Origin of the sequence: Plantactinospora sp. B6F1 (genome assembly GCF_040120695.1) — a bacterium.
Lineage (GTDB): Bacteria > Actinomycetota > Actinomycetes > Mycobacteriales > Micromonosporaceae > Plantactinospora.
Genome location: NZ_JBEEAC010000010.1, coordinates 77,881 through 96,872, shown reverse-complemented (window position 1 = coordinate 96,872; position 18,992 = coordinate 77,881). Strand labels below are relative to the sequence as shown.

The following is an 18,992-nucleotide window of genomic DNA, read 5'->3' as shown; positions in this document are numbered from 1 at the left end:
ACGGGGGTGACGACAACGGACTCCGATCCCCTGGTCCGCCGGATGCGCCCGTTCGGCACCACCATCTTCGCGGAGATGTCGGCGCTGGCGGTGCGTACCGGCGCGGTCAACCTGGGGCAGGGCTTTCCGGACACGGATGGGCCACCCGAGATGCTCGCGGCGGCGGTGGCGGCGCTGCACGGCGGGCAGAACCAGTACCCACCCGGTCCGGGCGTCCCGGCGCTGCGCGCCGCCGTCGCCGCACACCAGCGCCGGTTCTGGGGCCTGGACTACGATCCGGACGGGCAGGTGCTGATCACCGCCGGGGCGACCGAGGCGATCGCGGCGGCGATCCTCGGACTCTGCGAGCCCGGCGACGAGGTGGTCTGCTTCGAGCCCTACTACGACTCGTACGCCGCCTCGATCGCGCTGGCCGGCGCGGTCCGGCGGCCGGTCACGCTCCGCCCGGTCGAGGGCGGCCGGTACGCCTTCGACCCGGCGCAACTGCGTGCCGCCTTCGGGCCACGGACCCGGCTGGTGCTGCTCAACTCCCCGCACAACCCGACCGGCAAGGTCTTCGACGCCGAGGAGCTGGCGCTGATTGCGCGGTTGTGCCAGGAGTTCGGCACCCTCGCGGTCACCGACGAGGTGTACGAGCACCTGGTCTTCACCGACGCCGGTACGCCGCACATCCCGCTGGCCACCCTGCCGGGCATGTGGGAGCGGACCCTGCGGATCTCCTCGGCGGGCAAGACGTTCTCCTGCACCGGCTGGAAGATCGGCTGGGCCAGTGGGCCGGCCCCACTCGTCGCGGCGACGACGCGGGTCAAGCAGTTCCTCACCTTCGCGGGCGGCGCGCCGCTGCAACCGGCGGTCGCGGTGGCGCTGGCCCTGCCGGACGGCTACTACCACGATTACCGGGCCGACCTCCAGGCCCGGCGGGACCAGCTCTCCGCCGGTCTGGTCGAGGCCGGGTTCGAGGTGCTGGTCCCGGACGGGACCTATTTCGTCACCGCCGACATCACCGCGCTGGGCGGGCGGGACGGGGTGGAGTTCTGCCGTTCGCTGCCGGAGCGCTGCGGGGTGGTCGCCGTGCCGACCCAGGTCTTCTACGACCAGGTCGAGGCGGGACGACGGCTGGTCCGGTTCGCCTTCTGCAAGCGCCCCGAGGTCCTGGCCGAGGCCGCGACCCGGCTGCGCACCCTGCGCAGCGCCACCGGCTGACGACCCGGGTCAGGCACGCCGCACCGCGCTGCCGGCCGACGCGGCGTCGCCGGGCCGGTCAGGCACCCTCGGCGAGATCCTTCGGCGCCGGTCCCGAACGGTCGCGCGCCGAATCGGCCAGCCCCGGACGGTCGCGCGCCGGGTCGGCCGCTACCGGCGGGGTCGGTGTCGCCCGGCCGGCCGGGACACGTATCCGGGCACCGTCCAGCAGGGCCGTCTCGGCGTCGTCGAGGAAGGCCAGGTCGGCCTCGACGTGCCGGCTCGCCGCGGAGAGCAGCAGGCCGACCACGACGTCGGTCGCCTCCCGGCGCAGCGTGCCGAGGTTGCGCAGCTCGCGTAACAGGTAGCCGCGCTGGTTGGCGAGGACGGTCCGCACCACCTCCGCCGAGCCGGATCGGGCGGCGGCGGTCACCTTGAGGAAGAAGTCGTCCCGGAACCCGCCGCTGCGCGGGCTCGGCTCGGCCAGCCAGCGGGACAGTTCGACCCGACCGGCCGGGGTGATCTCGTAGACCACCCGGTCCGGCTTGACCGGCTGCGCCTGCCGTTCGGCCCGGACCAGTCCGTCCCGGGCGAGCCGGTCGAGGATCTGGTAGAGGTGCCCGATGTTCAGCTTTCCCCACTGTGGACCGACCGCCGACTCGAAGGCACCCTTCAGCTCGTAGCCGTAGCTCGGGCCCTCGGCGAGCAGCGCGAGTACCGCGTGCTGGATGGCCATGCCTGTTCCACCTTCCGGCCGGACCCGCGGCCTCTTGCATTGTCACAATGTATGCCGCAGAGTGTTCCTGCGGAAGACAAGGAGGCGGCCGGTGCTCCGATTCGTCTGGCGGCAGCTGCGGGTCCGGCTCGGACGGTCACTCGCCCTGTTGGCCGGTGTGCTCGTCGCGACCACCGGATTCGTCGTACTGACCGGCACCACCACCACCTCCCAACTGCGCCTGAGCGACCAGGTGCAACGTGAAACCCGCGCCGCGTACGACATTCTCGTCCGGCCGAACGGCACCCAGACCGACCTGGAGGCCCAGCGGGGTGTCGTCCGCCCCAACTACCTCTCCGGGCTCTTCGGCGGCATCAGCATTGACCAGTACGAGCGGGTGCGCACGGTCGACGGCGTCGACGTCGCGGCTCCGGTGGCGATGCTCGGCTACTCCCTCCACGAGATGTGGGCCGACCTCGACCTCACCGACGCGGTGGACCGGTCCGCCGAACGGCAGGTGATCCAGGCTGACCTCACCTTCCTGGCCGAACGCGGCCTGTCCCGTACGGCGGCGAAGCCGCGCTACGTCTACCTGACCCGGAACCCCCTCGCCTACCCGGTCATGCGCGACGGCGAGTTCCCGAAGCTGACCCCGTACACCGACGGCCGGGCATACCCGATGGACGTCTGCGAGAGCGGGTGGATCGTCCCCCGGGAGATCTTCCCGGACGGGCACACCGAACCGATCTGCAACGTGAGCCCGGAGCCGACGCTGTCCCGCGTCACCCCGGAGACCGAATACGCCGAAGTCCTGGTCGCCCGGCTGCTGCCCGACGGCCGGTTCGAGAACTCGCCGCACGCTCCCACCGGCAGTCAGGGCGGCCCGGCCACGGTCAGCGACCGCCTGGTGCTGCCGGTGCGGTGGTTCGCTCCTTTCCTGCTCGCCGCCGTCGACCCACCGGCCGAGGACCGGCTGGTGGGCCTGGCCGGCGCGATGCTGGCGGGCCGACCGCTGAGCTCGGACGACACGACGGTCCAGGACCGGCGCTTCGGTCCGGAGTTCTTGAACGTCCCGGTGGTGGCCAGCAGCCGTCCCTACCTCGACGGCACCGTCAGGGCCAACCTCACCCGGCTGCGGCCGGACCCGATCGCCGGCCTCCAGCAGGCCCCACTCCTCAACGCGCTGGCCGGTGCCGAGGGCGAGCCGGCCGGTACCGCGACCGCCGACCCGACCGGCGGCTACCAGGACCAGATCCGGACCGCGATCCGGGAGAAGACCGCACCCGGCTGGCTCTCCCCGGTCGTCCAGGCCGGTCCGATCGGGTACGAGCCGCTGCCCGACGGCAGCCTGCGCCCCAGGGTCACCGAACCGGACCCGGCGGTGTACCGAGGCTCCGACGTCGGCACGTACCCGGCGCCCTGGCTCGGCGGGGACGTCGCGTTCCGGCCGCTGCGCCAGCTTGGCCAGCCGGACCAGCAGTCCCGTCCCGGAATGGGCTGGCAGCCGGTCGGCATGTTCGACCCGGAGCGGTTGACCGCGTTCAGCGCGCTCTCCGAGGTCCCGCTGGAGACCTACGCCCCGCCGTCGGCCGTCGGGGCCGACCCACGCAGCCGGGACGCACTCGGCGACCGGCCGCTGCTGCCGGGCGGCAACCCCAGCGGCTACCTGTCCAGCCCACCACTGCTGCTGACCAGCCTCGCCGCGGTACCGAAACTGCTCGACGGCGGTACCGATCCGCAGCGGGTCGCCCCGATCAGCGCGATCCGGGTCCGGGTCGCCGGGGTCTCCGGCTACACCGAGGAGGCCGAGCGGCGGGTCCGGCTGGTCGCCGAGCGGATCGCCGCCCGTACCGGACTGGATGTCGACGTCACCTTCGGGTCGTCGCCGGCGCCGCAGACCGTCGAGCTGCCCGCCGGCTCGTTCGGCCGGCCCCCACTCACCCTGACCGAGGGCTGGTCCTCCATCGGCGTGGCATCGGTGGTCGTCCAGGCGGTGGACCGGAAGAGCGTCGTACTGTTCCTGCTCGTCCTCGCCGTCTGCGCCCTCTTCCTGGCCAACGCCGTCTCCGCCGCCGTCCGGGACCGCCGGACCGAGCTGGCGGTGCTCGCCTGCCTCGGCTGGCCGGCCCGGCGGATCGGGGCGGCGATCCTCGGCGAGGTGGCACTGATCGGCCTCGTCGCCGGGCTGCTGGCGCTGCTCCTCGCCGCCCCACTCGGCGCGGTGCTCGGCGTCGACGTCGGCTGGCGGCGGGCCGCGCTCGCCGTACCGGTGGCGCTGCTGGTCGCGGCCGTCGCCGGCGCCGGGCCGGCACTGCGGGCCGCCCGCTCCCACCCGGCCGCCGCGCTCCGGCCGGCCGTCCCGATGGTCCGCCGAACCCGTCGGGTACGCGGGGTGCTGGGCCTCGCCTGGCTCAACCTGACCCGGGTGCCGGGCCGGGCCCTACTCGGCGCCGGAGCGCTCGGCATCGGGGTGGCCGCATCCACCGTGCTCGCCGCGGTCAACCACGCCTTCCGGGACACCGTGCTGGGCAGCCTGCTCGGGGACACCGTCTCGGCGACCGTCCGCACCGCGGACACGGTCGCCGCCGTCGCCACCGTGCTACTCGGCGCGGCGGCCGTCGCCGACGTGCTGTACCTGAACATCCGCGATCGGGCGGCCGAGCTGGCCGCACTGCGCGCCACCGGCTGGTCCGAGTCCGCGCTGACCCGGCTCGCGGCGTACGAGGGAGGCGGGATCGGCCTGCTCGGCGCGGTGGCCGGTACGGCGGTCGGGCTGGCCGGCTCCGCCGCGTTGATCGGCGGGCTCTCCACCGGAGTCGTCCTCACCGGGGTCGGCACCGCCGCCGCCGGAGCGCTGGTCGCCTGCCTGGCGGCGCTCGTCCCGGCGGCCCTGCTACGCCGGCGTCCCGCCGGTCACCTGCTAGCCGAGGAGTAGCCATGCCGGACACCGGGGTCCCGGTCATCATCACCGCGCTGACCAAGCGGTTCTCCGGCGGAGAACTCCCGATCGTCGCGGTGGACGAGCTGTCGCTCGACGTGGCCGCCGGCTCGGTGCTGGCACTGACCGGGCCGAGCGGCTCCGGAAAGTCCACCCTGCTGCACCTGGTCGGGGCGATCGAGGCGGCCGACTCCGGCTCGATCGTCGTCGGCGAGCAGGAGATCACCCGGCTGGGTCGCCGCGCCCTGGCCGGGTACCGCCGAAGTGTGGGATTCGTGTTCCAGCGCTACCATCTGCTGCCCGCCCTGACCGCGCTGGACAACGTGCTCGCGCCGGTGCTGCCGTACCGGGTCGGCTACGACCGGACGGCCCGGGCCCGGGAACTGCTCGACGCGGTCGGGCTCGGCGGCCGGGAGCGGGCGCTGCCGGCGCAGCTCTCCGGCGGCCAGCAGCAGCGGGTCGCGGTGGCCCGGGCGCTGATCGGCGGGCCGACGCTGCTGCTGGCGGACGAGCCGACCGGCAACCTCGACTCGGCCACCGGCGGGGAGATCCTCGACCTGCTGCTCCGGTTGCGCGACGAGCGGGGCGTCACGATCCTGCTGGCCACCCACGAACCGCACATCGCCGCCCGGTGCGACCGGCTGGTCCGGCTCCGGGACGGCCGGGTCACCGAGGACCTGGACCTCATTGGCGGCGACGGCCCGGACGACACCCTGGCCCGGGTCAGCCAGCTCCGGCTCTAGAACCTCCGGCTCCAGGGCCTCCGTTACGCCGGCACCGGGCTGGCGGTACGCACCTCGGCGGCGATCCGCTCCGCGATGTCCCGGGCCAGCTCCAGGGTGGGCGCCTCGACCATCACCCGGACCAGCGGCTCGGTGCCGGAGGGGCGGAGCAGGACCCGGCCGGTCTCGCCCAGCTCGGCCTCGGCCCGCTGCACCGCGCCGAGTACGCCCGGCGCGCCGGCTCCCACGGTCCGGTCCGCGACCGGCACGTTGATCAGCACCTGCGGCAGCTTGGTCACCACCGAGGCCAGCTCGGCGAGGGTACGGCCGGTCGCCGCCATCCGGGACATCAGGTGCAGCCCGGTGAGGACCCCGTCGCCGGTGGTCGCGTACGCCGGCAACACCAGGTGCCCGCTCTGCTCGCCGCCGAGGGCCAGCCCGGAGGCGCGCAGCTCCTCCAGCACGTACCGGTCGCCGACTTTGGTCTCGACCAGCCGGATGCCGGCGGCGGACATGGCGAGCCGGAGCCCGAGATTGCTCATCACGGTCGCGACCAGGGTGTCCTGGCTCAGCGTCCCGGCCTCCCGCATGGCCAGCGCCAGGATCCCCATGATCTGGTCGCCGTCCACCTCGCTGCCGTCGGCGGCGATCGCCAGGCACCGGTCGGCGTCGCCGTCGTGCGCGATCCCGAGGTCGGCACCGTGCTCTGCGACGGCGGCCCGCAGGTCGTCGAGGTGCTGCGAGCCGCAGCCGTCGTTGATGTTGAGCCCGTCCGGCTCGGCGTGGATCGCGATCACCTCGGCACCGGCCTCCCGGTACGCCACCGGGGCGACCTCCGAGGCGGCGCCGTTGGCGCAGTCGACGACGACCTTCAGCCCGTCGAGCCGGTGCGGGATCGTGCCCACCAGATGCTGTACGTAGTGCTCGGCACCGTCGAGCAGGTCGTGCACCCGGCCGACGCCGGCGCCGGTCGGCCGCTGCCAGCCGGCGGTGCCGTTCGCCTCGACGGCGGCCTCGATCCTCAGCTCGACGTCGTCGGGGAGCTTGTGCCCGCCGGCCGCGAAGAGCTTGATCCCGTTGTCCGGCATCGGGTTGTGCGAGGCCGAGAGCATCACCCCGAAGGACGCCTTCGCCTCGCCCACCAGGAACGCCACCCCCGGCGTGGGCAGCACACCGACCCGGACCACGTTGGCTCCGGCGCTGGTCAGCCCGGCCACCACCGCAGCCTCCAGCATCTCGCCGCTGGCCCGGGTGTCCCGGCCCACCACGGCGAGTGGCGGATGGCTCCGGTCGGCCTCCGCGAGGGTGTGTGCGGCCGCCACCGCGACCGCGAGTGACAACTCGGGGGTGAGGTCGGCGTTCGCGCGTCCGCGTACGCCGTCGGTGCCGAACAGTCGCCCCATGCGCGGAACCTCCGGGAAGCGCACCAGTGGAAGACGAAACGGCCGGACACCGCCGTCGCGGAAGGGGGCGGGGTCCGGCCGTATGTCAGACGTACAAGGTGTTGCCGCTGATCAGCGCTTGGAGTACTGGGGCGCCTTGCGCGCCTTCTTGAGGCCGTACTTCTTGCTTTCCTTCTCCCGGGCATCCCGGGTGAGGAAGCCGGCCTTCTTCAGCGCGGGGCGGTCGTCGGGGTCGTTGGCGATCAGCGCCCGCGCGATGGCCAGCCGCAGCCCGCCGGCCTGGCCGGTGGTGCCGCCGCCCCGCAGGTTGGCGATGACGTCGAACGCCTCGGCCTTCTCGGCGGTGACCAGCGGCTCCTTGATGAGCTGCTGGTGCACCTTGCTCGGGAAGTACGCCTCCAGCTCACGACCGTTGCAAGTGATCTTGCCGCTGCCGGGGACGATCCGGACCCGGACGATCGCCTCCTTGCGGCGGCCCACGGTCTGGATCGGCCGGTCGCCACGAGGAGCCCGGGCCACCGGGGCGGGCACCGGGGCTTCGGTGGTCGCGATGGTGTCGGTCATGCTGTTTCCTTCGCCCGCGCTCACTGCGCGATCTGCTTGATCTCGAACGGCACCGGCTGCTGCGCGGCGTGCGGGTGCTCGGCACCGGCGTAGACCTTCAGCTTCTTGATCAGCTTACGGCCGAGCTTGTTGTGCGGGAGCATGCCCTTGACGGCCAGCTCGATCGCCCGGTCGGGACGCTTGGTCAGCAGCTCGTCGTAGCCGACCTGCTTCAGACCGCCCGGGTAGCCGGAGTGCCGGTAGGCGACCTTGGTGTGCCGCTTGTTGCCGGTCAGCGCCACCTTGCCCGCGTTCACGACGACGACGAAGTCACCGGTATCGACGTGCGGCGCGAACGTCGGCTTGTGCTTGCCCCGCAACAGCGTGGCAACGTGGGAGGCCAGACGGCCCAGCACGACGTCTGACGCGTCGATGACGTGCCACTGACGCTCGATCTCACCCGGCTTCGGGCTGTACGTACGCACAGGTCTACCTTGTCTCGTCGTCGGTCTGGGGTCGCGCACCGGTCGCCAGGCACGCGCAAACGACCAAGCGTACCCGGGAAAGGCACGCCCGCGGATGTCACGTGAAAACTTGGGTGTCACACAACAGCAGGCAACGATACCCGGTCGCCCACACCCCGGTCAAAACGGGTGCGAGGAAGGGCCCCCGGCTACAACAGAAGACGATATACCGGGGCCCTTCCCTGCACGCAGGTCATACGCCGGGGAGGCGGCGGGGGGACGGACGGAGATAGACCGCCCAGGTCAGCCCGAGGCAGAGGGCGTACCAGGCGATGAAGGCCAGATAGGCGGCGTCGGCCGAGGAGTACGCCAGGAACGACTGCCGGAAGGCGATGTTGACCAGTACGCCCCCGAACGCGCCGACCGCCCCGGCGATCCCGATCAGGGCGCCGGAAAGCCGCCACGCCCGGCGCTGCGCGGTGTCCGGGTCCAGCTCGCCGGTGGCCACCGACCGGGCCGCCCGGGCCCGGAAGATCGCCGGGATCATCTTGTACGTCGATCCGTTGCCCAGCCCGGAGAGCACGAAGAGCCCGACGAACCCGATCAGGTAGAGGGTCAGCGAGCGCTCCCGGGAGGCGTGGTAGACCAGTCCGGCGCCGGCCGCCATCGCGGCGAAGGTCGCCAGGGTCACCCGGGCGCCGCCGTACCGGTCGGCCAGGTACCCGCCGACCGGCCGGACCAGCGAGCCGACCAGCGGCCCGAGGAAGGTCAGGTACGCCGCGTCGAGCGGGGTGCCGAACCGGTCGCCGAACTGCACCAGCAGCACCTGCCCGAAGGCGAAGCCGAAGCCGATGAACGACCCGAAGGTGCCGATGTAGAGCGCGGACATCACCCAGGTGTGCGGGTCCCGGGCCGCCTCCCGGAGCGCCCCCCGCTCGTTGCGAATCCCGGTGATGTTGTCCAGGTAGCGGGCCGAGGCCAGCGCGGCGAGCACGATCAGCGGGAGGTAGACCGCCGGCACCAGGCGCGGGTACGCGGCACCCGCCGTGGCCAGCACCGCCAGCCCGACCAGCTGGACGGCGGCCACCCCGATGTTTCCGCCACCCGCGTTCAGGCCCAGCGCCCAGCCCTTGAGTCGCTGCGGGTAGAAGAGGTTGATGTTCGCCATCGACGAGGCGAAGTTGCCGCCGCCGACCCCGGCCAGGCAGGCCAGCACCATCAACGTGCCGTACGACACCCCGGGCTCGATCAGGATCGCCATCGGCAGCGCCGGCACCAGCAGCAGCAGCGCGCTGACGATCGTCCAGTTCCGCCCGCCGAACCGGGCCACCGCCAGGGTGTACGGCAGCCGCAGCGTCGCGCCCAGCGCCGCCGGTACGGCGGTCAGCAGGAACTTCCCGGCCGGGTCGATCCCGTACTGCGGGCCGAGGAAGAGGACCAGGACGGACCAGAGGCTCCACACCGAGAAGCCGACGTGCTCGGCGGCAACCGAGACGATCAGGTTGCGCCGGGCGATCGGCGCTCCGGTCGTACGCCAGAACTCGGGGTCCTCCGGACGCCAGTCGTCTAGCCGGTGCCGGCGGGCGGGCACGGGCGCGGTGGTGGCGTCCGGTGCCGGAAGGATGCCGGCGCGTGCCGCGGCGGAGGCCGTGCTGTCGGTACCCGGGTCGGCCGTCGGGCCGGTCGCGGCGGCAGTACTCGTCATGCCGGCCGAACGTAGGAGCACCGGGTTTCCCGGCGGTTCGGACGTGAAGTCGTGGCGGCAACGGTCGGCGCACGGCGGGCCGCGGCGGACGGTGAAATCTGCCGCCCCGCCCCCCGTGGGCGCTCAGATGCTCTGCGGTATCGCGTTGCCCGTCACAGCTCGCGCCGGCCGCCGAAGACGGCGAACCGCCACGACTTGTAGAAGCAGTCCACCCCGACGAAACCGGCCTCGACCAGCCATCGGCACTGGTCCGGCATCGGCGCCGGGCGGTCGTGCAGCATCCGCTCCCGGGCCGCGGCGATCTCCGCCTCAGTGGCACCGAGCGCGGTGACCTGGGCCAGCCACACCTGGTCGTACCGGGAGTCCAGGTCGGGGGTGCTGCCGGCCACCTGTTCGGCGTTCACGAAGACCCCGCCGGGGACGAGTACCTGCCGGACCCGGCGGTAGAGGTCCCGCTTGTCGGCGTCCGACAGGTGGTGGATGGCGAGCGCGGAGACCACCGCGTCGTACGGGCCACCCGGCAGCGGCGTGGTCAGATCGGCGACCACCGTCTCGTGCGGTACCCCGCGCCGGGTCAGGTGCCCCTCGGCAACCGCGAGCATCGCCGGGGCACCGTCGAGCAGTGTGCTCCGCACCCCGGGTACGGCGGCGCCGAGCAGGATCGAGAAGAGCCCCGTCCCGGCGCCGAGGTCGAGTGCGGCCGGTACCCGGCCGGACGCCAGCGCCCGGCGCAGCGGCGGAGCGGCCACCTCGACCGCGGTGCCGTAGAAGTCGTCGAAGCATGGCACGAGCCGGCGTCGGGACTCGTCGTACGACCCGGCCACCGCGTCGAAGAGCGACACCACGGCCATCTGGAGTGCCTCCTGAGGTGTGGAACGGCCTTGCACATCATAGATCCACTCCTCCGGAGCCGACCCGTTCAGCGGGGTCCGTGTGAGCGGCTCTTGACAGGCCCGAAACAACCGGGACCCGACCGTGAAACCGGGTGCCGGCACGCTTGGCGGACATGACAGACGGTGCCCGCACTGCGACGCATTCGGAGGATGTGTCCCAAGACGTGGTCACGCACTGCCCATACTGCGCCCTCCAGTGCGGGATGACCCTGCGCCGCACCGGCGACCGGGTGGAGGTGCTGCCCCGGCAGTTCCCCACCAACCGTGGTGGGCTCTGCCAGAAGGGTTGGACCGCCGCCGAACTCCTCGACCATCCCGACCGGCTGACCACCCCGCTGCTGCGGGACCGGCCCGGCGGGCCGCTGCACCCGGCGAGTTGGCCGGAGGCACTGGACCGGGTGGTGGCCGGGATCCGCCGGATCCAGTCCGGGTACGGCCGGGACGCGGTGGCCGTCTTCGGCGGCGGTGGACTGACCAACGAGAAGGCGTACGCCCTCGGCAAGTTCGCCCGGGTCGCGCTCGGCACCCGGAACATCGACTACAACGGCCGGTTCTGCATGTCCTCGGCCGCCGCCGCCGGGACGCGGGCCTTCGGCATCGACCGGGGACTGCCGTTCCCGCTGGCCGACCTCGGTACCGCCGACACCCTGCTGCTGGTCGGCGCGAACGTCGCCGAGACGATGCCGCCGCTGGTCCGGTACCTGGTCGAGCAGCGCCAGCGCGGCGGCACCCTGATCGTGGTCGACCCCCGGGCCACCGCGACCGCCCGGCAGGCCACCCTGCACCTGCAACCGACCCCCGGCACCGACCTCGCGGTGGCGAACGCGTTGCTGCACATCGCCCTGGCCGAAGGGCTGGTCGACAAGGACTACGTGGCCGACCGGACCACCGGGTTCGACCGGGTGCGCCGGGTGGCCGCCGGGTACTGGCCGGCCCGGGCCGAGCGGCTCTCCGGGGTGCCGGTCGCCGACCTGGAGGCCGCGGCCCGGACGCTCGGCACCGCCGACCGGGCGATCATCCTCACCGCGCGCGGCGCCGAACAGCACGCCAAGGGCGTGGACACGGTGACCGCCTTCGTCAACCTGGCCCTCGCGCTCGGCCTGCCCGGCCGGCCCGGCTCCGGGTACGGCTGCCTCACCGGGCAGGGCAACGGCCAGGGCGGCCGCGAACACGGGCAGAAGGCCGACCAGCTGCCCGGCTACCGCCGCATCGACGACCCGGCCGCCCGGGCACACGTCGCCGGTGTCTGGGGGGTGCACCCCGACCTGCTACCCGGGCCGGGTGTGTCGGCGTACGAGCTGCTCGACTCGCTCGGCACCGACGGCGGCCCGAGGGGGCTGCTGGTGTTCGGCTCCAACCCGGTCGTCTCGGCACCCCGGGCGGCCCGGGTCACCCGCCGGCTGCGCGACCTCGACCTGCTGGTGGTGGCCGACTTCGTCCTGTCCGAGACGGCCGAGATCGCCGACGTGGTGCTGCCGACCGCGCAGTGGGCCGAGGAGGACGGCACGATGACCAACCTGGAGGGCCGGGTGCTGCGCCGCCGCGCGCTCCGGCCGCCACCGCCGGGCGTACGCACCGACCTGGCCCTGCTGGCCGACCTCGCCGACCGGCTGGACCACGTCGACGGGGCGGCCGGGTCGGAACGCTCCCGCTTCCCGACCACACCCGAACAGGTCTTCGCGGAGCTGCGTCGCGCCTCGGCCGGCGGTGCCGCCGACTACGCCGGGATCACCTGGGCGCGGATCGACGCCGAGGACGGCGTCTTCTGGCCCTGTCCCGCGCAGGACGGGCCGGGGACACCACGGCTGTTCACCGACCGGTTCCCGACCCCGGACGGGCGGGCCCGGTTCCTGCCGGTGGAACACCGGCCGGTCGCCGAGGAGGTCTGCCCGGACTATCCGGTCTACCTCACCACCGGACGGGTGCTGACGCAGTACCAGTCCGGTGCGCAGACCCGGCGGGTCGAGGCGCTGCGCCGGGTCGCCCCGGACGCCTTCGTGGAGCTGCATCCCGACCTGGCCGCCCGGCTCGGGGTGGACGACGGCGACGAGGTACGGGTGATCAGTCGCCGGGGCGAGATGCGGGCGCCGGCCCGGCTGACCCCGACCATCCGACCGGACACCGTCTTCGCACCGTTCCACTGGGCCGGCGCGGCCCGGGTCAACTCGGTGACCAACGACGCCCTCGATCCGGTCTCCGGGATGCCCGAGTTCAAGGTCTGCGCGGTCCGGGTGGAGCGGGTCCAGTCAGCGAACACCGAGGTGACAGCCCCATGACCGCAGTGGAAGCGCACGGGCCACGGAACCGGTTCGTGATCGTCGGGTACGGCATGGCCGGCGCCCGGCTGGCCGCCGAGTTGGCCGCCCGGCGCGGCGACGCGAAGATCACGGTACTCGGCGCCGAGTTGCACCGGGCGTACAACCGGATCATGTTGTCGAGCCTGCTCGCCGGCAAGGTGGACGAGTCCGGGGTGCGGCTGGCCGAGGCGGCCGGGCACGGCATCGACGTACGGCCCGGGGTCGAGGTCACCGCTGTCGACCCGGCGGCTCGGACGGTGACCACCGGCCAGGGCGACCTGATCGGGTACGACCACCTGGTGCTCGCCACCGGCGGGCGGGCCCTGGTCCCGCCGCTGGCCGGGCTGGACCGGGCGGCGCTGCCCGACCGGGTCGCCGTGTTCCGCACCCTGGACGACTGCCGGCGCATCCTGGCCGCCGCGGCCGGAGCCCGCCGCGCCCTGGTGCTCGGCGGTGGGCTGCTGGGGCTGGAGGCGGCCCGGGGGCTGGCCGCCCGAGGGCTCGACGTGCACGTGGTGCACCCGGTCGGGCACCTGATGGAGCGGCAGCTCGATCCGGCGGCCGGCGCGGTGCTGGCCCGTACCCTGACCGGGCTCGGTGTCAGCACCCACCTGGACGTGGCGGCCAGCGCCGTGCACGCCCGGTCGGACGGCCTCGCCCTGACCCTCTCCGACGGACGGGTACTCGACGCCGACCTGCTGGTGCTCTCCTGCGGGGTACGCCCCGACGTGACACTGGCCCGCGCCGCCGGGCTCACCGTGGACCGGGGCGTGGTGGTCGACGACCGGCTGCGCACCAGCGACCCGCACATCTCGGCGATCGGCGACTGCGCGCAGCACGCGGGCGTGGTCACCGGCCTGGTCGCCCCGGCCTGGGAGCAGGCCCGGGTGCTGGCCCAGGTGCTGGCCGGGCACGATCCCGGCGCGCGCTACCGACCGCAGCCACCGGTCACCCGGCTCAAGGCCGCCGGCATCGACCTGGCCGCGATGGGGGACGCGGCCGCCGGCCCGGCTCCGGACGTCGAGGAACTCAGCTTCTCCGACCCGGTCCGCGGCACCTACGCCCGGCTGCGGATCGTCGGCGAACGGCTCACCGGGGCGATCATGCTCGGCGACAACCCGGCGGTCGGCACGGTGATCCAGCTCTTCGACCGGGGTACGCCGGTGCCGGTCGACCGCCGCACCCTGCTGCTCGGCCGCAGCCGGGACACCGCGAGTCCGGCGCTGGTCGAGTCACCGGCGCTGATGCCGGACGCGGCCACGGTCTGCCAGTGCAACACCGTGCGCAAGGGTGCGCTGGTGCGCTGCTGGCGGGCCGGGGCGCGGTCCCTGGACGACGTCGTCGCAGCGACCCGGGCCACCACCGGCTGCGGCGGTTGCCGGGACGCCGTCGAGGGGATCCTCGGCTGGCTCTCCTCGATCGACACTCCCGACCCGGTGGAAGCGGAGGCGACAGCAGCATGAGCGAACGAAGTGAGCGAATCGGCCAGCTCAGGGCGGGCGTGCCTCATGACGGCACGGAGCGAAGCGGAGTGCCGTCATGAGAGCACAAGGTGAGCGACTTGTGGTGGTCGGCAACGGCATGGTGGGGCAGCGCTTCGTCGAGGCGCTGCGCTCCCGGGACACCGAGGGCCGCTGGCAGGTCACGGTGCTGGCCGAGGAGGGGCGGCCGGCGTACGACCGGGTGCGGCTCTCGGCGTTCTTCGACGGGGTGGACGCCGACGAGCTGAGCCTGCACCGTCCCGACGACGGGGTGGACCTGCGGCTGGGTGAGCCGGTGGTGGAACTCGACCGGGCCGGGCGGCGGGTGGTCACCGGTGGCGGGGAGTACCGGTACGACGCGCTGGTGCTGGCGACCGGGTCGTACCCGTTCGTGCCGCCGATCGACGGCGCCTACGTGGCGAGGGGTCCGGACGCGCCCGGGCCGACGCCGTCGCTGCGGCCCGGGGTCTTCGTCTACCGCACCCTGGACGACCTGACCGCGATCCGCGACTTCGCCAAGGGCCGGCGCACCGGCGCGGTGATCGGGGGTGGGCTGCTCGGCCTGGAGGCGGCGAACGCGCTGCGGCTGCTCGGCCTGTCCACCTCGGTGGTCGAGTTCGCCCCCCGGCTGATGCCGGTGCAGGTCGACGAGGCCGGCGGCGCGATGCTGCGCCGCTACGTCGAGGAGTTGGGCGTGGTGCCCCGGCTCGGGGTGGCCACCACCGCGATCCGGTCCCGCCCGGACGGCGAGTTGGCCGGGCTGACCCTCTCGGACGGCAGCTGGCTCCCCACCGACCTGGTGGTGGTGGCCGCCGGCATCCGGCCCCGGGACGAGTTGGCCAGGGACGCCGGTCTGCCGCTGGGCGAACGGGGCGGGATCCGGGTCGACCAGAGCTGCCGAAGCGTCGACGAGCGGATCTGGGCGATCGGTGAGTGCGCCGCCGTCGACGGCACCTGCTACGGCCTGGTCGCCCCGGGCTACGCGATGGCGGAGGTGGTGGCCGACCGGCTGGTCGGTGGCACGGCGACCTTTCCCGGCGCCGATCTCTCCACCAAGCTGAAGCTGCTCGGGGTGGACGTCGCCTCGTTCGGCGACGCGCACGGCCGGACCCCGGGCTGCCTCGACGTGACCTTCACCGACCCGGCCACCCGGGTCTACGCCAGGCTGGTCCTCTCCGACGACGCGAAGACCCTGCTCGGCGGGGTGCTGGTCGGTGACGTGTCGGCGTACCCGGCGTTGCGGGCCAGCGTGGGCGGCGCGCTGCCCGGCCCGCCGCTGGCCCTGCTCGCCCCGGCCGGCGACGGCGGCGGGACCGGTGCCGGGATCGCCGCGCTGCCCGGCTCGGCCCAGGTCTGCTCCTGCAACGGGGTGACCAAGGACCAGCTCGTCGACGCCATCGCCGAGGGCTGCACGGACGTACCGGGGCTGAAGGCGTGCACCCGGGCCGGAACGAGCTGCGGCTCCTGCGTACCGATGCTCAAGCAGTTGCTGGCGGTCTCTGGGGTGACCCTCAGCCGGGCGCTCTGCGAGCACTTCGCGCAGAGCCGGCAGGAGCTCTTCGAGATCATCCGGGTACGCGGGATCCGCACCTTCTCCCGGCTGGTCGCCGAGCACGGCCGGGGCCGGGGCTGCGACATCTGCAAACCGGCGGTCGCCTCGATCCTCGCCTCGCTCGGGAACGGCTACGTGCTCGACGGCGAGCAGGCGTCGCTGCAGGACACCAACGACCACTTCCTGGCCAACATCCAACGGGACGGGACCTACTCGGTGGTGCCGAGGATCCCGGGCGGCGAGATCACCCCGGAGAAGCTGATCGTGATCGGCGAGGTCGCCCGGGACTTCCAGCTCTACACGAAGATCACCGGCGGGCAGCGGATCGACCTCTTCGGCGCCCGGGTCGAACAGTTGCCGCAGATCTGGCGCCGGCTGGTCGACGCCGGTTTCGAGTCCGGGCACGCCTACGGCAAGGCGCTGCGGACCGTCAAGTCCTGCGTCGGCTCGACCTGGTGCCGGTACGGGGTGCAGGACTCGGTCGGGCTGGCGATCGCCCTGGAGCTGCGCTACCGGGGACTCCGCGCACCGCACAAGATCAAGTCAGCGGTCTCCGGCTGCGCCCGGGAGTGCGCCGAGGCCCGGAGCAAGGACTTCGGGATCATCGCCACCGAGGGCGGCTGGAACCTCTACCTCGGCGGCAACGGCGGCTTCCGGCCCCGGCACGCCGAACTCTTCGGCCAGGACCTGTCGACCGAGGAACTGGTCCGGTACGTCGACCGGTTCCTGATGTTCTACATCCGCACCGCCGACCGGTTACAGCGGACGGCCGCCTGGATCGAGGCGCTGGAGGGCGGCCTGGAACACCTGCGAGCGGTCATCGTCGACGACTCGCTCGGGCTCTGCGCCGAACTCGACGCCGCGCTGGCCCGGCACGTCGGGTCGTACTCCGACGAGTGGCGGGACACGCTGGCGGACCCGGACCGGCTGCGCCGGTTCGCCTCCTTCGTCAACGCGCCCGACGTACCGGACCCGTCGATCACGTTCGAGGTGGAACGGGGACAGCCCGTCCCGGCCCTGGGGGAGCGTCGACCGGTGGCGCTCGGCCTGCCGACGACCGTGGGGGTACCGAGTTGACTTCGCACACCACGCACACCACGACCTCGCACACCACGACCTCGCACACCACGACTTCGCACACCACGATCGGCGACGGCCCGCCGGTCGACGACGAGTTGACCGAGGTCGCCGGTACGGGCGGCCAGGCGGTGCGCTGGACGGTCGTCTGCCCGTACCGCCGGCTGGAGCCGGAGCGCGGGGTGGCCGCGCTGGTCGGCGGCGAGCAGGTGGCGGTCTTCCGCACCCACGACGGCCGGGTCTACGCGATCGGCCAGCGGGACCCGGTGGCCGGCGCGCACGTGATGGCCCGGGGCATCGTCGGCAGCCGCGGCGAGATCCCGACCGTCGCCTCCCCGCTGCACAAACAGGTGTACGACCTGCGTACCGGCGACTGCCTGGACCTGCCCGGGGTGGCGGTGCCGACCTACCGGGTGCGGTGCCGTGACGGGCTGGTCGAGGTGGCGGCCCGGCCGCCCGGGGACACCTGATGTCCGGCGAACTCTCCGGCTTCACGGTCGGGGTCACCGCCGACCGGCGGCGCGACGAACTGACCGCGCTGCTGGAACGGCGCGGCGCCCGGGTGGTGCTCGCCCCGGCCCTGCGGATCGTGCCACTCGCCGACGACACCGAGCTGCGCGCGGCGACCCGGGCCTGCCTGGACAACCCGCCCGACGTCCTGATGGCGAACACCGGGATCGGGATGCGCGGCTGGCTGGAGGCGGCCGAGGGCTGGGGGCTGGCCGAGCCGCTGCGCGCGGTGCTCTCCCGGGCCTACATCGTCAGCCGGGGGCCGAAGGCCCGGGGCGCGATCCGGGCCGCCGGTCTGCGCGACGAGTGGTCCCCCGCCTCGGAGAGCTGTGACGAGGTGATCGAACACCTTCGGCAGCGCGGCGTACGCGGCCAGTTGATCGCGATGCAGTTGCACGGCGAGCGGCAGCCGGAGTGCACGGCCGCGCTGGAGGCGGCCGGCGCGAGCGTACTCGAGGTGCCGGTCTATCGCTGGGCGGCGCCGACCGACCCGGCCCCGCTGCACCGGCTGGTCGACCTGATCGCCGGCCGGCTGGTGGACGCGGTCACCTTCACCTCCGCACCCGCGGTCGGCGCGCTGCTGCGGGCCGCCGGCCCCAACACCGAGGCGGTGCTGGACGCGATGCGCTCCGACGTCCTGGCCGCCTGCGTCGGGCCGGTCACCGCCGCCCCGCTGCGCCGGCACGGCGTGCCGGTGGTGTCGCCGGGTCGGGCCCGGCTCGGCGCCCTGGTCCGGATCATCGTGGACGAGCTGCCGCAACGGGCGGTCAGCGTCAAGGTCGCCGGGCACCTGCTGACCCTGCGCGGGCACGCGGCCATCCTGGACGGTGAGCTGCGACCGCTGGCCCCCGCCCCGATGGCGGTGCTCCGCGCCCTGGCCGGTACGCCCGGCCGGGTGATGTCCCGGGCCGCCCTGCTGCGTACCCTGCCGAGGGGCGCCGACGAGCACGCCGTCGAAATGGCGGTGGCCCGGTTGCGAGCCGGATTACGTACCCCGGGCGTGGTGCAGACCGTGGTCAAACGCGGTTACCGGCTGCCGGTCGACTGACCGCTCCTCGGCCCGAGCTTTTCTGATCTGGCCTTTTCCGACCTGATCTTCTTCAACCCGACCTGATCTTCTTCAACCCGACCTGAATCTTCTTCGACCCGGCCGGAATCCTTCTCGATCCGGCCGGAATCCTCTTCGGTCAGACCGGAGGACCGCCGCCTCACGCTTGGGTATCGGCTCGGTTTGATCCCTTGACTGCCCGACAGGCGGTTGGCAATGTAAGGCCGCAACGTCCCGAGAGCCGTAGGAACTCTCCTCCGGGACTGCGCACAGGGGACTGGTGGGCCGCCTCGTCACCCTGGTCGAACCCATTTCAGGTCGCGTCGCACCTGCTCGCACGCGCGTCAGGAGGACTGCCCGAGACACCGAGCGAGGCATTACGGTCATGGCGGATCCGGCCGTCGAAGGCCGTCAAAGGCCGCCGATTGTGCCGCCCGCCCGCGGAGCCATCGGGACGCGGCC

The 18,992-nt window shown here is 73.3% G+C and carries 14 protein-coding genes; 8 read left to right on the top strand and 6 right to left on the bottom strand.

Annotated elements, in window-relative coordinates:
* Positions 1–6 precede the first annotated feature (6 nt).
* Complete coding sequence (locus ABNF97_RS15715) at positions 7–1,203, top strand: pyridoxal phosphate-dependent aminotransferase (RefSeq protein WP_349338964.1); 1,197 nt, start codon at positions 7–9, stop codon at positions 1,201–1,203.
* Between the two features lie 58 nt (positions 1,204–1,261).
* Here the strand turns inward: ABNF97_RS15715 and ABNF97_RS15710 are convergent, their stop codons facing one another.
* The gene (locus ABNF97_RS15710) at positions 1,262–1,918 is read right to left on the bottom strand and encodes a PadR family transcriptional regulator (RefSeq protein WP_349338963.1); all 657 of its coding nucleotides are present in this window, start codon (positions 1,916–1,918) and stop codon (positions 1,262–1,264) included.
* A 91-nt stretch (positions 1,919–2,009) separates the two neighbouring features.
* Between ABNF97_RS15710 and ABNF97_RS15705 the strand changes: the two genes are divergently transcribed.
* Positions 2,010–4,832: an FtsX-like permease family protein gene (locus tag ABNF97_RS15705; RefSeq protein WP_349338962.1), complete on the top strand. Its 2,823-nt coding sequence runs from the start codon at positions 2,010–2,012 to the stop codon at positions 4,830–4,832.
* Between the two features lie 80 nt (positions 4,833–4,912).
* The gene (locus ABNF97_RS15700; protein ID WP_486484929.1) at positions 4,913–5,578 is read left to right on the top strand and encodes an ABC transporter ATP-binding protein; all 666 of its coding nucleotides are present in this window, start codon (positions 4,913–4,915) and stop codon (positions 5,576–5,578) included.
* Between the two features lie 23 nt (positions 5,579–5,601).
* Here the strand turns inward: ABNF97_RS15700 and glmM are convergent, their stop codons facing one another.
* From glmM to ABNF97_RS15675, 5 genes are all read right to left on the bottom strand, one after another.
* Complete coding sequence (glmM, locus tag ABNF97_RS15695; protein WP_130462007.1) at positions 5,602–6,960, bottom strand: phosphoglucosamine mutase; 1,359 nt, start codon at positions 6,958–6,960, stop codon at positions 5,602–5,604.
* A 111-nt stretch (positions 6,961–7,071) separates the two neighbouring features.
* Positions 7,072–7,524: a 30S ribosomal protein S9 gene (gene rpsI / locus ABNF97_RS15690; protein ID WP_130462006.1), complete on the bottom strand. Its 453-nt coding sequence runs from the start codon at positions 7,522–7,524 to the stop codon at positions 7,072–7,074.
* A gap of 20 nt (positions 7,525–7,544) precedes the next feature.
* Complete coding sequence (gene rplM / locus ABNF97_RS15685) at positions 7,545–7,988, bottom strand: 50S ribosomal protein L13 (RefSeq protein ID WP_130462005.1); 444 nt, start codon at positions 7,986–7,988, stop codon at positions 7,545–7,547.
* A 232-nt stretch (positions 7,989–8,220) separates the two neighbouring features.
* Positions 8,221–9,672 carry an MFS transporter gene (locus tag ABNF97_RS15680; RefSeq protein WP_349338961.1) on the bottom strand — a complete coding sequence of 484 codons (1,452 nt, stop codon included), beginning with the start codon at positions 9,670–9,672 and terminating at the stop codon, positions 8,221–8,223.
* 152 nt (positions 9,673–9,824) lie between these two features.
* Positions 9,825–10,523 carry a methyltransferase domain-containing protein gene (locus tag ABNF97_RS15675; protein ID WP_130462003.1) on the bottom strand — a complete coding sequence of 233 codons (699 nt, stop codon included), beginning with the start codon at positions 10,521–10,523 and terminating at the stop codon, positions 9,825–9,827.
* 155 nt (positions 10,524–10,678) lie between these two features.
* Here ABNF97_RS15675 and ABNF97_RS15670 point away from each other — a divergent pair, with 155 nt between their 5' ends.
* The 5 genes from ABNF97_RS15670 to ABNF97_RS15650 all read left to right on the top strand — a co-directional run bounded on the left by ABNF97_RS15670 (position 10,679) and on the right by ABNF97_RS15650 (position 18,530).
* The gene (locus ABNF97_RS15670; RefSeq protein ID WP_349338960.1) at positions 10,679–12,841 is read left to right on the top strand and encodes a molybdopterin oxidoreductase family protein; all 2,163 of its coding nucleotides are present in this window, start codon (positions 10,679–10,681) and stop codon (positions 12,839–12,841) included.
* Positions 12,838–14,325 (top strand): FAD-dependent oxidoreductase, encoded by a 1,488-nt coding sequence (locus ABNF97_RS15665; RefSeq protein ID WP_349338959.1) that lies wholly within the window; start codon positions 12,838–12,840, stop codon positions 14,323–14,325. Before ABNF97_RS15670 ends, ABNF97_RS15665 begins: the two co-directional genes overlap by 4 nt.
* A gap of 76 nt (positions 14,326–14,401) precedes the next feature.
* Entirely contained in the window at positions 14,402–16,972 is a 2,571-nt protein-coding gene (gene nirB / locus ABNF97_RS15660) for a nitrite reductase large subunit NirB (protein WP_349338958.1), read from the top strand.
* Positions 16,973–17,103: 131 nt separating this feature from the next.
* The gene (gene nirD, locus ABNF97_RS15655) at positions 17,104–17,442 is read left to right on the top strand and encodes a nitrite reductase small subunit NirD (protein WP_130465825.1); all 339 of its coding nucleotides are present in this window, start codon (positions 17,104–17,106) and stop codon (positions 17,440–17,442) included.
* A complete protein-coding gene (locus ABNF97_RS15650) occupies positions 17,442–18,530 on the top strand; it encodes a uroporphyrinogen-III synthase (protein ID WP_130461999.1) in 1,089 nt (362 codons plus the stop codon). Before nirD ends, ABNF97_RS15650 begins: the two co-directional genes overlap by 1 nt.
* Positions 18,531–18,992: the final 462 nt, after the last annotated feature.

Coding starts and splice junctions, on each gene's coding strand:
- ABNF97_RS15710 (WP_349338963.1), bottom strand. CDS start 1,918: ATGGCCATCCAGCACGCGGTACTCGCGCTGCTCGCCGAGGGCCCGAGC.
- glmM (WP_130462007.1), bottom strand. CDS start 6,960: ATGGGGCGACTGTTCGGCACCGACGGCGTACGCGGACGCGCGAACGCC.
- rpsI (WP_130462006.1), bottom strand. CDS start 7,524: ATGACCGACACCATCGCGACCACCGAAGCCCCGGTGCCCGCCCCGGTG.
- ABNF97_RS15680 (WP_349338961.1), bottom strand. CDS start 9,672: ATGACGAGTACTGCCGCCGCGACCGGCCCGACGGCCGACCCGGGTACC.
- ABNF97_RS15675 (WP_130462003.1), bottom strand. CDS start 10,523: ATGGCCGTGGTGTCGCTCTTCGACGCGGTGGCCGGGTCGTACGACGAG.
- ABNF97_RS15670 (WP_349338960.1), top strand. CDS start 10,679: ATGACAGACGGTGCCCGCACTGCGACGCATTCGGAGGATGTGTCCCAA.
- ABNF97_RS15665 (WP_349338959.1), top strand. CDS start 12,838: ATGACCGCAGTGGAAGCGCACGGGCCACGGAACCGGTTCGTGATCGTC.
- nirB (WP_349338958.1), top strand. CDS start 14,402: ATGAGAGCACAAGGTGAGCGACTTGTGGTGGTCGGCAACGGCATGGTG.
- ABNF97_RS15650 (WP_130461999.1), top strand. CDS start 17,442: ATGTCCGGCGAACTCTCCGGCTTCACGGTCGGGGTCACCGCCGACCGG.